At 59.7% G+C, this 13492-nt stretch carries 14 protein-coding genes and 1 pseudogene; 4 read left to right on the top strand and 11 right to left on the bottom strand.

What is annotated here, in order from left to right:
* Window positions 1-412: 412 nt before the first annotated feature.
* The 8 genes from MED193_RS01445 to MED193_RS01415 all read right to left on the bottom strand — a co-directional run bounded on the left by MED193_RS01445 (window position 413) and on the right by MED193_RS01415 (window position 6579).
* The gene (locus MED193_RS01445; protein ID WP_009807843.1) at window positions 413-1042 is read right to left on the bottom strand and encodes a hypothetical protein; all 630 of its coding nucleotides are present in this window, start codon (window positions 1040-1042) and stop codon (window positions 413-415) included.
* Window positions 1043-1147: 105 nt separating this feature from the next.
* On the bottom strand, window positions 1148-1624 hold the full coding sequence (locus MED193_RS01440; protein WP_009807842.1) for a hypothetical protein: 477 nt from the start codon (window positions 1622-1624) through the stop codon (window positions 1148-1150).
* A gap of 1 nt (window position 1625) precedes the next feature.
* Window positions 1626-2009 carry a DUF6878 family protein gene (locus tag MED193_RS01435; RefSeq protein WP_009807841.1) on the bottom strand — a complete coding sequence of 128 codons (384 nt, stop codon included), beginning with the start codon at window positions 2007-2009 and terminating at the stop codon, window positions 1626-1628.
* Between the two features lie 77 nt (window positions 2010-2086).
* Window positions 2087-2383, bottom strand: a complete 297-nt coding sequence (locus MED193_RS01430; RefSeq protein WP_009807840.1) for a hypothetical protein — start codon at window positions 2381-2383, stop codon at window positions 2087-2089.
* A 116-nt stretch (window positions 2384-2499) separates the two neighbouring features.
* Entirely contained in the window at window positions 2500-2676 is a 177-nt protein-coding gene (locus MED193_RS23185) for a DUF3768 domain-containing protein (RefSeq protein ID WP_254655414.1), read from the bottom strand.
* A gap of 213 nt (window positions 2677-2889) precedes the next feature.
* Window positions 2890-3924 carry an IS110 family transposase gene (locus MED193_RS01425; protein ID WP_009807839.1) on the bottom strand — a complete coding sequence of 345 codons (1035 nt, stop codon included), beginning with the start codon at window positions 3922-3924 and terminating at the stop codon, window positions 2890-2892.
* 18 nt (window positions 3925-3942) lie between these two features.
* A complete protein-coding gene (locus tag MED193_RS01420) occupies window positions 3943-4293 on the bottom strand; it encodes a DUF3768 domain-containing protein (protein ID WP_009807838.1) in 351 nt (116 codons plus the stop codon).
* A 126-nt stretch (window positions 4294-4419) separates the two neighbouring features.
* Window positions 4420-6579, bottom strand: a complete 2160-nt coding sequence (locus tag MED193_RS01415; RefSeq protein ID WP_009807837.1) for a ParB/RepB/Spo0J family partition protein — start codon at window positions 6577-6579, stop codon at window positions 4420-4422.
* 298 nt (window positions 6580-6877) lie between these two features.
* On the opposite strand from MED193_RS01415, the pseudogene MED193_RS22455 reads away from it, so the two are divergent.
* Window positions 6878-7944 (top strand): annotated as a pseudogene (locus MED193_RS22455) (hypothetical protein).
* A gap of 65 nt (window positions 7945-8009) precedes the next feature.
* Here MED193_RS22455 and MED193_RS01400 read toward each other — a convergent pair.
* Window positions 8010-8915: a LysR family transcriptional regulator gene (locus MED193_RS01400; protein WP_039965717.1), complete on the bottom strand. Its 906-nt coding sequence runs from the start codon at window positions 8913-8915 to the stop codon at window positions 8010-8012.
* A 144-nt stretch (window positions 8916-9059) separates the two neighbouring features.
* Between MED193_RS01400 and MED193_RS01395 the strand changes: the two genes are divergently transcribed.
* The 3 genes from MED193_RS01395 to MED193_RS01385 are packed head-to-tail and all read left to right on the top strand — an operon-like array spanning window position 9060 to window position 11340.
* Window positions 9060-9491: a DoxX family protein gene (locus MED193_RS01395; protein ID WP_009807833.1), complete on the top strand. Its 432-nt coding sequence runs from the start codon at window positions 9060-9062 to the stop codon at window positions 9489-9491.
* A gap of 58 nt (window positions 9492-9549) precedes the next feature.
* Window positions 9550-10371, top strand: a complete 822-nt coding sequence (gene ygiD / locus MED193_RS01390; RefSeq protein WP_009807832.1) for a 4,5-DOPA dioxygenase extradiol — start codon at window positions 9550-9552, stop codon at window positions 10369-10371.
* A gap of 12 nt (window positions 10372-10383) precedes the next feature.
* Complete coding sequence (locus tag MED193_RS01385; RefSeq protein WP_009807831.1) at window positions 10384-11340, top strand: glutathione S-transferase family protein; 957 nt, start codon at window positions 10384-10386, stop codon at window positions 11338-11340.
* A 326-nt stretch (window positions 11341-11666) separates the two neighbouring features.
* On the opposite strand, the gene MED193_RS01380 is transcribed toward MED193_RS01385, so the two are convergent.
* Complete coding sequence (locus MED193_RS01380) at window positions 11667-12959, bottom strand: TRAP transporter large permease (RefSeq protein ID WP_009807829.1); 1293 nt, start codon at window positions 12957-12959, stop codon at window positions 11667-11669.
* Window positions 12956-13456, bottom strand: a complete 501-nt coding sequence (locus MED193_RS01375) for a TRAP transporter small permease (RefSeq protein WP_009807828.1) — start codon at window positions 13454-13456, stop codon at window positions 12956-12958. The genes MED193_RS01380 and MED193_RS01375 overlap by 4 nt, the downstream gene beginning before the upstream one ends.
* Between the last annotated feature and the right edge of the window lie 36 nt (window positions 13457-13492).

The following is a 13492-nucleotide window of genomic DNA, read 5'->3' as shown; positions in this document are numbered from 1 at the left end:
AAAACTGAAGTCTTGGCAGCGAGAACTTTTCCACAAAATCTGGGGATGATGCTGTGGGCGTTGTCGCGCAAACCCATGCCAGGCTGCTGGGACACGGCCGTGCCTGCATTTTGGGCACCTCCAACGAAACGGAACCGACACAAAGCAATTTCGGGGACCGAATGGCCAACCAGGAGAAATCGCAAGAACTCAGAATGGGGATCTGCAAATAAAAAGGCGGCATCCGGGAGGAGGTGGATGCCGCCGATTATTCCGGATCGGCTCAGGGAGGAGGAGAGAACCGATCACAAGAGCAAACATAGGAGCAATGCTGCAGTCGCACAATGGGCGGGCCATGACTTCTCTGCAATGCAGCAATGCGTGCGCGCGATCGGGTGCTGCCCATAGTTCCGGTCTGTGGCGGCGAGTTATTCTATGGATATGCGGTCAATGCACCGGTCGCGGGTGGCGCATGGGGATCGGACCGAGGAACAGCATTCCGCGCCTCCGGCAAACAATGCGTCTCATAGCCGCCAACAAACCCCCAGCAAGCGTCGATCTCCTCGCCACCCTGTTCGACGACGTAACCATAGACCCTGCCGCCAAGGTAAGAATCGTAGTCGACGATCTCACCACGTAAAACGTCTACAGCCTTTTCGCGCAGGGCCTTGGTCACGCGTTTTACACCGAATTCGTTTCGCACATCTGCGAGCGTCATGTAGACAAAACCGACCTGGCCGGAATCCCAAGGGCAGTGAAACCCGATGGTGTTCATCGCGAGGCCGGAATGGTCATAGAGAAAGACGGGCAGGATGATTGCCTTGCATTCGGCGCGGTCCCGCAGACGGTCCATCGAGAGGTCGCTCTGATCCGAGACATCGGCAAGATTGCGCAGAAACGCCTCAGGGCTGTCGTGCTGATGGCTGTCACCCAGCCGATAGCGCCGGTGCCAGCAGATCAGCGTTCCGAGGTTGCACCACTCGCGCGGGCTCTCAGAATCGGGGTCGTGGTAGATCTTGATGTTGTGGCCCTGGTGGACCTCCTCGTAGACGGGGTCGTGCATGTCGATTTCCTTTCTTGAAACGCAATCGACCCGCCAAGCCGGTTGGGGCTCGAGCAGGTCGATTGGGACGTGGTCAGGTGGTTGGTGAGTTTGCCGCCCGGCGGATCAGGCGGCGGCGCGGTTCTGGCGATGCTGGACGTGCTCGACCGAGACCTTCAGAAGCCAATCTTCAAAGCCGAGAATGGTCTGGTGATTGGAGACCGCCGTGGCCCAGGCCGCACGCGGGTCGCTGCCAATCTGCGTCGGGTCGTTGTCGATCCGGCCATTGGCCATCCAGGGTTCGGGCTGAATGCGTCCGAGCCAGTCCGCCAGCGACGGGATCCGCCCCTGGCAGTCTTCGCGCACATGCTGCTCGCCGATCCAGCGGATCGGGACGACCCGGCCCGCGCTGTTGGTCAGGCTGCGACCAAACAACCGCTCAGCCTCAAAGATCCCGAGCGTGTGGTGCCGATGTGCTCTGTGAATGAAAAGACCTAGATGCTCTTTGGATGAGTCGAACCAATCATGCACATGCTGGTAATCATCTGGAATACCGCCGAATTTTCGGGCCGAGCTTTCGGCGTGATGGAGGGGGTGTGCCATGTCAGAGCCCCTCATGTTCGGTGGTGTCGGTCTCAATATAGCGGTTCGAGTGGCTGACATCGATCTTGTCGGTCTCGAGCGACCAGGTCAGTTCGCCATAGCCGCCCTCGTTGTTCTCGAAGCCGGGGCTCAGCGCATAGGCGAAGTCCCAGCCGAAGTCCTCGACGCGGCGCCGTAGCTCTTCCGTGAGGGTGATCGTGTCAGGCGTCACGACAACGTCCTCGACATTGCCGGCATCCCCATAGCCTTCATATTGCACCTCGATGCTGGTCACGCCGAGGGCGCGTAACTCGGAGAGCAGCGCCGCGCGCGTCTCGACTCGCTCTTCGGCTGCACGTTTCTGGGCTTCGAGCATCTGTGCGTAGAAATCAGTCGCTTGTGTCATGTCTTTGGTCCTTTGGAATTGACGGAAGGGGAGGGCGACCGCTCAGACAGGCCGCCCAGAATTTCCTGTGGGCGGTTTCAGGCCGCAGCGTCGCCGCGTTTCTCAGCCGTTCGGTCAACCAGGTTGAAATAGAGGTTCTCGGTCGCGCGCTTGAACCCGGGCGGTTTGCGCGGAGCGAGGCAGCGCACAGAGGCGCTACAGCTCTCACCATGCTCCATCGCGAATTGCGTCACCTTGTCGATGAGGTCGTCCATACCCGCAGCCTGGATGCGCTTTTCGGGGTAGTTCGCCATCATCTGGAACTCGGTGACGACGAAGGCGCCATCGCGATGTGCGGGATAAAGGGTGATCTGGTAGTCGAGTGTTTTGGCCATCTGAGGTCTCCTGTGGCGGGCAAGGCGCGGGTATCGCGCCCCTTGGAACCCGCCAGCGCGAAAGGACCGCCCTTTGTGCAAGGGCGGTCCGGGGCGGTGAGTAGGGATTGGAGGCGTCAGTATTCCGACGGGAGAAGCAGAGTCAGCACGCGGCGCGTCAGCGCGGGATCAGAGGGTTCGGGCGAACCATATGTGTAGTCGACGTCATATAGGTCGTGTGTGGATGCTCCCGGTTTCGCAAGGTGATTTTCAGACGGTTCTGGCTTGCGTGATCGGTACCGGTCGTGTGTCAGGCCTGTGCATGTGGCTTAGGTCTGCCACCGGCCGTTATGGTGTTCGTGAGCTCGGGGTCCAAATCGATCTTTCGGACTTTTATGTCCTTGACCTCTATATGGTTTTCCCAAAGCTGAACGTGATCATTGCGCCCATAATCGTCTGTTGGTCTCCTCACTTCACCGGTTCAGTCTGTTGCTGTTATGCAGGCCGAAACGGATCTTTGTTCTCGGTTACATCTTGGCGTATTGCACCAGACTGCCCGAGTAATCCTGCCCTTTCGTCATCATGGCCCAAAGGGCGCGCGCCATTTTGTTTGCCATCGCGACCGCCACCATCTTGGCGGGTTTGCGGGCCAACAGCCGACCCAACCAGCTTTGAGGGTCGATGCCTTTTGCAACAGCCCACCTGAGGCAGACGGTTGCACCTGTGATCAGGAGCCTTCGCATATCGGACTGTCCCATCTTACTGACACGGCCCAATCTGGTCTTGCCTCCGGTCGAATGCTGTCGCGGAACTAAGCCGAGCCAGGCAGCAAAATCACGACCCCGTTTGAAGCTCTCCATTGGCGGCGCAAACGCCAAGAATGCGGCGGCGTTGATTGGCCCGATGCCCGGCATGGTCTGAAGCCTGCGCGCCGTATCATTGCGCTTCGCTGTGTCTTTCATCTGCCGCTCGAAGGCGGCGATGGAATTGTTGAGTTGGGCAATTTGATGGAAATAAAGCCGCGCTGCTTCCAACACCAGATCGGGAACAAGGTCAGGCTCTGCCTCAAGAACCTTTTCGTAGGCGATTAGGGCCGCATTGCCCTTTGCAACGATGATCCCGTGTTCGGCCAAATGACCGCGCAGGGTGATCAGCAATTGTGACCGCTGGCGTGTGAAAGTTTGATGGGTTCGAAACAGCATGGCCTGCGCTTGTTGATCCGGGCTCTTGACCGCAACGAACCGCATGTCTGGCTGCCGCACAGCCACTGCAATCGCCGCCGCGTCATTGGCGTCATTCTTGCTGCGTTTGACAAATGGCTTCACGTAGATCGGAGGGATCAACCTGACGTCATGCCCGTGGCCCTGCGCCTCGCGGCCCCAATAGTGGCTGGTGGCACATGCCTCCATCGCTACCAGACATTGAGGATGATTGGCCAAAAGCTCGCTCAGCTTGCCGCGCGTATACTTACGATTGAACACGATGACGCCCTCGGCGGTCGTCGCACAAACCTGAAAACTGTGCTTTGCAAGGTCGATGGCTAAAATGCTAACGTCGGTCATGGATGCTTCCTTTCATTCTCACTGACTTCCAACAAAGCCAGTCTGGCACATTGCGATGCCGTTGTGGGAGGGAGCATCCACCCCATCAATCTTGAACCAGACCGTCGTGCCATCGAATTCGATGCCCCCCATTTCGTGCCATCCCTGCGGGTCGCTGTCGGCATTGAAGGCGTCAAACGCGGCTACATGGCGAGTGAGCTCCAGTTGGGCGTCGGGCCCAAGCGCCGCGACGCCGCGGGTCATCACGAACTGGCCCTGCGGGGCATCGGCAACGGGAGGATTGCCGAGGATGGAGCGGCGAAACGCATCATTCTGCGCGGCGATCATTGCGGCTTCCCGAAAGGGATCGAGATCGAGTGCGGTGGTCATGAGATGTCTCCGGGACGAGCCAGCCGATCCGGTATCGGCTGTAGGCAACCCGTCAGTCGGAAAGGGTCGCCCTCTGCGCGAGGGCGGCCCAGATTGTCTGTGGAATTCGGATAATGGCTTGCTAGATCAGGCCGCATCGCCGCTGAGGAAGGCGGGCAGGGACGACGGTTCTTCGTCCGATACGCCATCGGACATATCTGCTGCTGGTTCGGGATCAACCTGATCAGGCACCTCCACGACGTCAGAGCGGGACGCGCCAGCGAACACCATCCCATCGGGCAACCAGAGCGTGGTCTTGGCGACCGTTGCGGCGTCGAAACCTTCCGTCTCACCAGCGGTTTCTGCAAAAGCCCGCTCCATCGCAGCGGCAATGTCGCCTTTGCGCTCGCGGTTGCGCTCCTCGGCGTAGTCATCGCCAATCAGCTTACGCGCCGTGGCAACTGCATGCCCCTTGTTGACCCGGCCCCAGTAGTTCTGCGCAGTAGGGCGCCAACAGGCTGCCACATCGACATCAAGCCGCCCGCCGATCTCCTCGATGATCGCGGAGGGGCGATTGTCGGAGGAGAGCTGCGGCTTGACCGCCAGACCCGTCGCCCAGGCAAAAAGCGCCTGTTTGTCCGCAATCGGCAGTGCCGACATCGCCCGGAAGTCCTCAGGTTTCTCCAGCGTCATCCAGTCGGTGGCGAGGTCCTGTTCCAGCGCCTCGAGCATTTTCTGGGCGACGGTATCCGCATGCAGTACCTCGCGGTTTTGCGCCTGGAAAGGTCGGATCGAGATATCGAGCGCCTCGTTGTTGTAGGACCGCCCCAGAGCCTGCTCGCAGAGCGCATAGAGCATCGCGTCGAACGCCACCTCGAAATCCGCCGCCAGATGCGCCCGCAGGATGTGCTGGCGCGTGGCCCGGAGATCGTCGGCCAGGCTCGCCGAAATTCCGTCGGCTTTGCGCAAAGTCGCGGCCGGATCTGAGGTCGGCACCGGCGTCGAGGAGGTCGGCGGCGTCACGTTTGGTCGGGCAGGGGAGGCGGCCCCTCCCGCATCTTCGGTGGTCTCGTCGGGCTTAGGCGCGGCGGGAATATCCTCGGGCCTCACCAGGCCTTTCTCGACGCGCTGCGCTCCGTCATGGCCGATGGTCAGAACGACGCCAGCGATGGCGCGGTCTTCGTCCGCGTAAGGTTGCCGCTCACGTTGCAAGGCCTCGATCTCGCGAAGACGCGGCTCAATGGCGTAATATTCTTCCGTCTCTGCATCAGTCCAGTCTTCGCCGTCATTCTGCGCCGCCAGTTCTTCCTCGCGCGCGATGAGGCGGGTCTCTTCGGCGAGCAATTCCGGATCGGGATCGACATCCTGCGGATAGACCCGCCCGAAACTGCGAAACGCGCCGTAATCCACCGAAAGATGCACCTCGACCCATTTCCACGCCGCCTCGAAGGGTTTGGCCGCAGCCTGCAGCTTCTCGATAGCGAGGCGCTCTAGGAGCTCGGGGTTTTCCATATGGGCGCTGGCGCGATCGTCAAAGAGGTCGCGCAGCAGAACCCCGCCCGCCGCCTCATAGGCCTCGATGCCGACAAAGCGCCCGAGCGCCGAGTTCGCCGAATGCGCCGTCTCGGTCAGCTGGCGTTTGATGCTTTGCGGATGGATGTGATAGCCGCCCTTCACTGCGTTCCAGACCGCCAACTGGCGATCATGATCGTCGGTCAGGGTGAAGGCCATCACGCATTCGAGGGTCAGGTCGCCAGCACGGAACTGCTCGATGATCTCGGGCGCGACACGGGCGAGTTTGAGCCGACGGCGCACCAAGTCGACCGAGACGCCAAACTTCAGCGCGATTTCATCTTCACTGCGACCCTCGGCGATCATCGCCTCAAAAGCCTCGAACTGGTCGGCCGGATGCATCGCCGCGCGCTGGAGGTTTTCGGTGGTGGAGGTGAGGATGGCATTGCGCTCATCTTCGATGAGACAAGGCACCGGGTGATCAGCGGGGATGACACCGTCCTCGGCAAGCTGCTTCAACGCCTTGAGGCGACGACCGCCGGCATCGACGGCGAAACGCGTATCTGACAGCGCATGAACCACCAGGTTCTGCTTGATGCCGGTCTCGCGGATGCTGGCAAAAAGTTCTGCGTCATCGCTGGCGCTTGCCGCAACCTTGCGGACGTTAAGCGGGCTCGGCTCAAGTTGGTTGAGCGGGATCATCCGGATGTCGGCAGCGCCTTCAGGCGCGGCCGATCCGGCAGCTTCGGACTTCTTAACGGTGGTGGGTTTGGTTCGGGTTGTGGTCTTAGCCATGATTCGGATCCTTAGAAGCCGGGCCCGGATGAGGCTTTCTCTATCCTTTCAAGCCCGGCACCCGGGCTTCCCTTTCTCTGGCTCTTTACAAATCCGGAACAAGTCATCAATCGACTGTTTGTAAACGAGTGCAAGTAGGTGTTCTCTCGTCGCGCTGGCGCATAATCCCTTGGCTTCCTTGCGCTGAGCGCGATCTGAGAACTTCCGCCGACAGTCGCGCGCGCGTACAATATGAAGAGAGCGGACAATGGCCACCAAATCACTTGGGTAATGTGCAAAAGATTAGTATTTTGCACACATGAATCCACAAACATCGAATAACCCTGATTATTTCGACGATCCTCTCGTCACTACCGAGGGGGGTCAGGATGCTTCGGAGGACGACCTCTGGTTTCTTCCGGGACCCATCGAAGATGAACCGGATTACCTACCTCCCGGACCGCGGGCGGAACCGCCTGAAACGGGTGTCATCGACGAATGGGTGAATGCGGAAGCGTGCTGTGCTGCTCGCCTCGCAACAGTTGCCGGACGCTTGGGTGCGCTGGACGACAGGTTGTTGCGCGGCCCGGAAGGTTGGCGGCATCGGCTCGCACTGATCGAGGCTGCAGACCTGAGCTGGTTTGCGGGAGATCGGGTGAGTTCTGATCGCCTGGCACTTTGGATGTCCATGCGACTGTCAGGCGTTCAGGTCGATCCGGAGGACTGACTCGGGTCGGGTGGGCCGTTCGGCGCTTGACTGGTGGTCCGCGCCCGGAGATCGATTTGGCGGCCTTCCTCGACCGCCGCGATCCTGGGACCATCGAAGACAGCGCCGAGCGGCTTGAGGATCGCGCGCGCGGATGGTTGGAGGTGATGGCAGCCGCAGCCGATCTTCACCCGATCACGCGGGCTTGCATGGGCTTTCATCTCTGGAGCCTCGCGGGCCTCGGGCAACATGGAGACCGGATTGAGGCCGCTGTCACCGCAGCAAGGATCGCAGTCAGCGACGGAGACGGAGCCATCTTTGCACCGCTGGCTATGGGTGGGGCAGGGGGGCTGCGCGCCTCTGGCTTGCCACCAAAGAGGTTGACCGGCTGGCTGGATGGCATGAACAGCGCAATACTGACGGCGATGCGACATCTGAATGATATCGAGACTTGGACGTCCAAAACCGAAAAAGAGATGAGTCGGCTTTCCGGTAGAACGCCACCTGCCCTTCGCGCCGTGCTGACCGAATGGCCGATGATATCGGCCCCGATGGCCGAGAACCTGACCGGAGCTAGCCGCACTGCTGTTCAACGTAACCTTAGCTGGATGGAAGCGCAGGGCTTGATCCGGGAGGTGACTAGGCAGGGGCGTTATCGGATGTGGCAAGCTTCACATTAGATCTGCCGCACCCTGATACCGCGGGAACCGGTCTCTTCCTATCAGGACAAGCTTCCTAATCTTCGTCAAAGGGCCTGCAAGGGTTTCAACGACTTTATGTCGCTCAAAGCGAAATCGATTAGCGCTCGAACCTTGCGAGGCAGCGTGCGGCCTTCCAAATAGGCTGCGCCAACCGGGCCGCTTTCAGACCGGTATTCATCGAGAAGTGCGACGAGATCGCCGGACTTGACGGCCCCGCGCAAGGCGAAACTCGGCACGTAAGCGAGTCCGATACCACTGATCGCCAGCGCCACGGCGGCACTTGCGGAATTGACGTGAAATCGACCGGTCACATGCGCAATCGTCTCTGAGCCGCCTTTGCGAAACATCCAGCGGCGTGGGTTCCGCCGGTTCGTATCGACAATACACGCATGGTTTGAGAGCTCTTCTGGCGTCGTCGGCGTCCCGCATCTGGCCAGGTAATCCGGACTTGCGACCAGAACGCTGCGAAACTCTCCCAGACGGCGAACCTTGAGGGAGGCCTGGTCGAAGTGGCCAAGCCGGAAGGTCAGATCCAGGCCCTCGGATGCGAGGTCGAGATATTTGTCGTCGAGCCTCAGTTCAATTGACACTGCTGGATGAGCGGCGGCGAAACGGGCCAGCATGCCGACGACATAGATTTCTCCGAACGTGATAGGAGCGGAAACGCGCAGTGTTCCGGAGAACCCTTTCGAACTCTCAGTAACCTCACTCAAAACAGCGTCGAAGTCATCCAGTAGCGCGGGGGCGCGCGTGAGCAGGTCTTCGCCAGCCGGCGTTAAGCCGACCCTGCGGGTCGTGCGTTGCAGGAGGCGGACGCCGAGCCGCGCTTCCAGTTCGGCGACGTATTTGGATGTCAGCCGGTTCGAAATGCCCATCTGGTCTGCGGCAGCCGTGAAGGACCCGGTCTGGGCAGTGGCGACAAAGGCGCGGATCTGGTCGATGCGGTCCATGGCCCTATTCAGAACATTTTGAAGATAGTCATTCTCTAACATCTCAATTTTGTTGATGGTCTGCAAGGCTTAGGTTGTGGACATCAGAAACAATTCGTCACTTGTGCAGCAAGTGGCCTGATCAAACCCTTAGGAGCGACTGACATGTCCACCAATTCTGAAACTAACAATACCGATTACGCGGCACTTGTCCTTCGGGTCACAAGCGGCGTCGCCTTCCTCGCCCACGGCTGGATGAAGGTGAGCCTTTTCACCATCCCCGGCACCGTGGCCTTCTTCGAAAGCCTCGGCCTGCCCGGTTTCTTCGCTTACCTGACCATCCTCGGCGAACTGGGCGGCGGCCTGGCACTGATCCTCGGCGTGGGCGTTCGCGCCGTCTCGATTCCGCTCATCGCGATCCTGCTCGGGTCAGTTTGGGCGCATTCGGGCTTCGGTTGGACCTTCTCCAACGAGGGCGGCGGCTGGGAATTCCCACTGTTCTGGGCCGTTGTTCAGGGCGTGATCCTGCTCTTGGGCGCCGGTGCCCACGCGCTCCGACTCCCAGTCTTCGACCGCACCCTCGGCAAGTTTGCCTGAGGCCAATCACACCACCGGATCGCCTCTTGGCGGTCCGGCCCAACTCGGGAGACCTCTCATGCAAACGCAAAGCCTGCAGGACCTTCGCGACCGCCTCGCCCCCTCCGATCGGTTGCCGCTCGTTTTCCTTGGGCACGGCAGCCCGATGAACGTGATCGAGGACAATGCCTACAGCCGGGCCTGGTCTGTCCTTGGCAAGAGTCTCCCGCGACCCAAGGCCATTCTCGTGGTGTCGGCGCACTGGATGACGCGGGACACTACGCTGGTCGACGTCTCGGCCATGCCGCGCACGATTCACGATTTCTACGGCTTCCCTGAAGCCCTCTATGCGCAGGCATACCTCGCGCCCGGCCAGCCCGATCTGGCTCAGGAGGTCGTCACGCTCTTGAAGAGCCACCGGGCGCAGGAAGATGACCGCTGGGGGCTTGATCACGGGGCCTGGGCCGTCCTCAAGTTTCTCTACCCGGAAGCGGACGTTCCGGTATTCCAGGTCTCGATCGACATGAGCCGTGGGCTTGCACATCAGCTCGACATCGGTCGGACCCTGTCGGAACTGCGCAACCGTGGCGTTTTGATCCTGGGGTCTGGCAATGTCGTCCACAACCTGCGCGCCATGCGGCGCGGTGGAGAGCCTCTGGAGTTCGCGCTGGAGTTTGACGCCCTCTTTGCCGACCGCTTGGCCGACCGGGATTTCGCCGCGCTGGCGGATGCCAAAAATCTTGGCACACTTCTGCCCGCGGCGCACCCCACGGTAGACCATTATCTGCCCGCGCTGACCATCGCCGGCGCCTCAGACGCGCGCGACGACCTGACCTTCATGACCGATGCCATCGATCTGGGATCGGTGTCGATGCGGTCGTTCATCTTTCACGCAAACTGAGGGGACAGACCCATGCTTGTCGACGGGAAATGGATGGAAAACTGGCAACCGGTGCAGAAGGCCGACGAGCAAGGGCGCTTTGTGCGCCAGGTCTCGAGCTTTCGCAACTGGATCACGGCGGATGGTCGCGCCGGACCGACGGGGGAGGGCGGTTTCGAAGCCGAGCCCGGTCGATACCGGCTCTATGTTGCGCTGATCTGCCCCTGGGCATCGCGCACGCTGATCGCCCGGAAGCTGAAGGGCCTAGAGGACATGATCGAGGTGATTGTGGTAAACCCGACTTTGACCGATCAGGGCTGGAGTTTCGGCGGTTTTCCCGGCGCTGTCGAAGACCCGATGTTTGGCGCGCGTTATGTGCATGAACTCTACACCCGCGCCGATCCGAAGTTTACTGGACGTGCGACGGTTCCGGTCCTTTGGGACATGAAACGGAACGTGATGGTGAACAACGAAAGCGCGGATATCCTGCGCATGCTGGACACAGCTTTCGAGCACCTCGTGCCTTCCGAGATCCGCCTGTATCCCAAAGCGTACGCGGCAGAGATCGATGCACTCAACCCGCGTCTCTACAACCTGCTCAACAACGGGGTCTACAAGGCCGGATTTGCAACGACGCAGGCGGCCTATGACGAAGCGATGGATGGCATCTTCGCGATGCTGGACGAACTCGAGGAGTTGCTGACCGGTGACTTCCTATTCGGCGACACGCTGACGGAGACGGACATCCGGGCCTTTGTAACACTCATCCGGTTCGATGCAGTCTATCACGGTCTCTTCAAGACCAACCGCCGCGAAATCCGGGATTACCCGCGTCTCTGGGCCTATCTCGCGCTTATTGCACAGATCCCTGGCGTACGTGAAACCGTGGACATGGACCGCATTCTGCACGGTTATTACTCGATCAAGGCTCTCAATCCTTTGGGCGTGGTGTCAAAAGCGCCGGCGCATATTGCGACGCTTCTTGGGTGAGGGCGTCAACAAGAGTTCGAATTTGAGCGATCGCCCCACCATTCATAAGATTCCTTTGAATGGTTTTATGGCCATCTGTCTGGTCTTTTCTGTGTAACGCCAGAACCTCTTGCAAACTCGGGCAAGTAAGGTCGACTTTTCGTCAACTTTGGTCTGAGCTAGCCCTTCATCGGCATTCGGTAGCTTTGGCTCTTTAGAAACCATGATGTGCCTTCAAGTAGAATGTGTTTCGAGACGACGACGGGTGCTTCAAAGGTGTTGGAAACAAAGCGTACAGGCGGCAGGGAATGAATCGGGTTCATCTGCCGCCTGACTTGCGTGTCCCGCTAACCAACCGTTGTACCCAGCCAAAGAGTGATTGCAGGAAACGCCACCAGCAGCGCCAACCGCACGACATCGACCGCGATGAACGGAACGAGCCCCTTGAAGATGCGAACGACCGGTACATCAGGCAGCACAGCCTTCAAGACAAACACGTTCATGCCGACCGGCGGTGTGACGAGCGCGATTTCAGTGACCACGATCACGATGATTCCGAACCAAACCAGGTCGAACCCCTGCGACACGACGATCGGCGCGAAGAGCGGCACAAAGATCAGGATGATCGCCATGGAGTCCATCACGCAGCCCAGAACCAGGAACACCAGCATGATCGCGAAAATCAGCGCATAGCCTTCGAGACCTGTAGATTGCACCAGGGCAAGAACACCTGCCGCAAGTCCGGACAGGGTCAGAAGCTTGGAGAGCATCAACGCGCCGAAGAGGACCGTGTAGAGCGATACCGATGTGTAGGCCGTGTCGATGATAACCGTCCGCAGCACTTTCCAGGTCAGACGCCCGTGAAAGGTTGCGATCAGGATGGCCAGGCCTGCACCCATGCCAGCTGCTTCGGTTGGTGTGAACAGTTTGGCGTAGAGGCCTCCGATGATCAGGCCGAATAGCAGGACGAATGGCCAGATGCCCGACAGTGCCTTCAGCCGGTCCGGCCAAGCCGTCAGTTCGCCTTGCGGTGCATGTTCGGGATTGCGCGCGGCGACCACGCGAATGGCAATCATGTAAAGCGCAAGGCCGAGGAGCCCGGGAATGACCCCAGCAATGAACAGATCTCCGATATTTGTCTGGGTCAGGATGCCGTAGACCACCATGATGATCGATGGCGGGATCAGAATTCCCAATGTACCGCCTGCAGCGATCGTGCCTGCCGCGAGTTCGTCCGAATAGTTGTACTTTTTCATGCTGGGGTAGGCGACCTTGGCCATGGTTGCGGCCGTGGCATAACTGGACCCGCAGACAGCGGAAAAGCCGGAACAGGCGACCATCGTCGACAGCGACAGCCCGCCACGCACATGGCCAACGAAGGCATAGGCGGCACGGAAGAGGTCGTGCGCGATCCCGGTTTTTGAGATCACGTTGCCCATCAGGATGAACATGGGCACCACGGCGAGGTCATATGACAAGACTGCGTCCGAGATCGTCAGTGGAAGGAGTTGAAACGCGATATTCCAGTTGATTGCAAAACCGATCCCCGCGACCGAAACCGCCAGAAGAGAAAAGGCGAGTGGAACCCGCAGGAAGGCCAAAAGTATGGCCGAAATCATAGCGATGGAGCCGACAATCATAGCGCTTCCTCCTCATGGGTGTCTTCGGGGTCGACCATCGGGCCGGTGAATGTGACGGCCAGTGCGGCCAAGGCGGACAGGGCGCAGCTTGCGGCCATGAAGAAATAAAGTGGCCCCCGGGGAACGCGCAAAGCCTGGCTCACTTCGAAAATGCGGGAGGCGTTCAAACCGTGCTTCACGAAGAGCCATGCGATGACAGCAAGTACCACGGTCACAAGTATCGAGATCAGCACGCGCCACCACGCCATCCAGGGCTTGCTTACAAGCTTGTCGAGAAGGTCGATGGTGAGATGCGCACCAGCGGCTGTTACCAAAGGCAGCCCGGCAAATACGACCAGCGCCATCAGGTGCTCGGTGATGTCGTTTGCCCCGTAGATCGGCTTGCCCACAATGCGGCGTCCGATCACGTCGGCGAAGGTCAGTGCGACCATTGCCAGAAGGAACAGTGCCATGACCGTTTCGACCCCCCGGCGAATTTTCCATGCCATGGACTGCATGATCTTGTCTCCTCCCTAAAAAATCGGAGGCCGTTT

It is taken from the genome of Roseobacter sp. MED193 (genome assembly GCF_000152965.1).
Lineage (GTDB): Bacteria > Pseudomonadota > Alphaproteobacteria > Rhodobacterales > Rhodobacteraceae > Pseudophaeobacter.
This window is presented reverse-complemented; position numbering and strand designations above follow the sequence as displayed.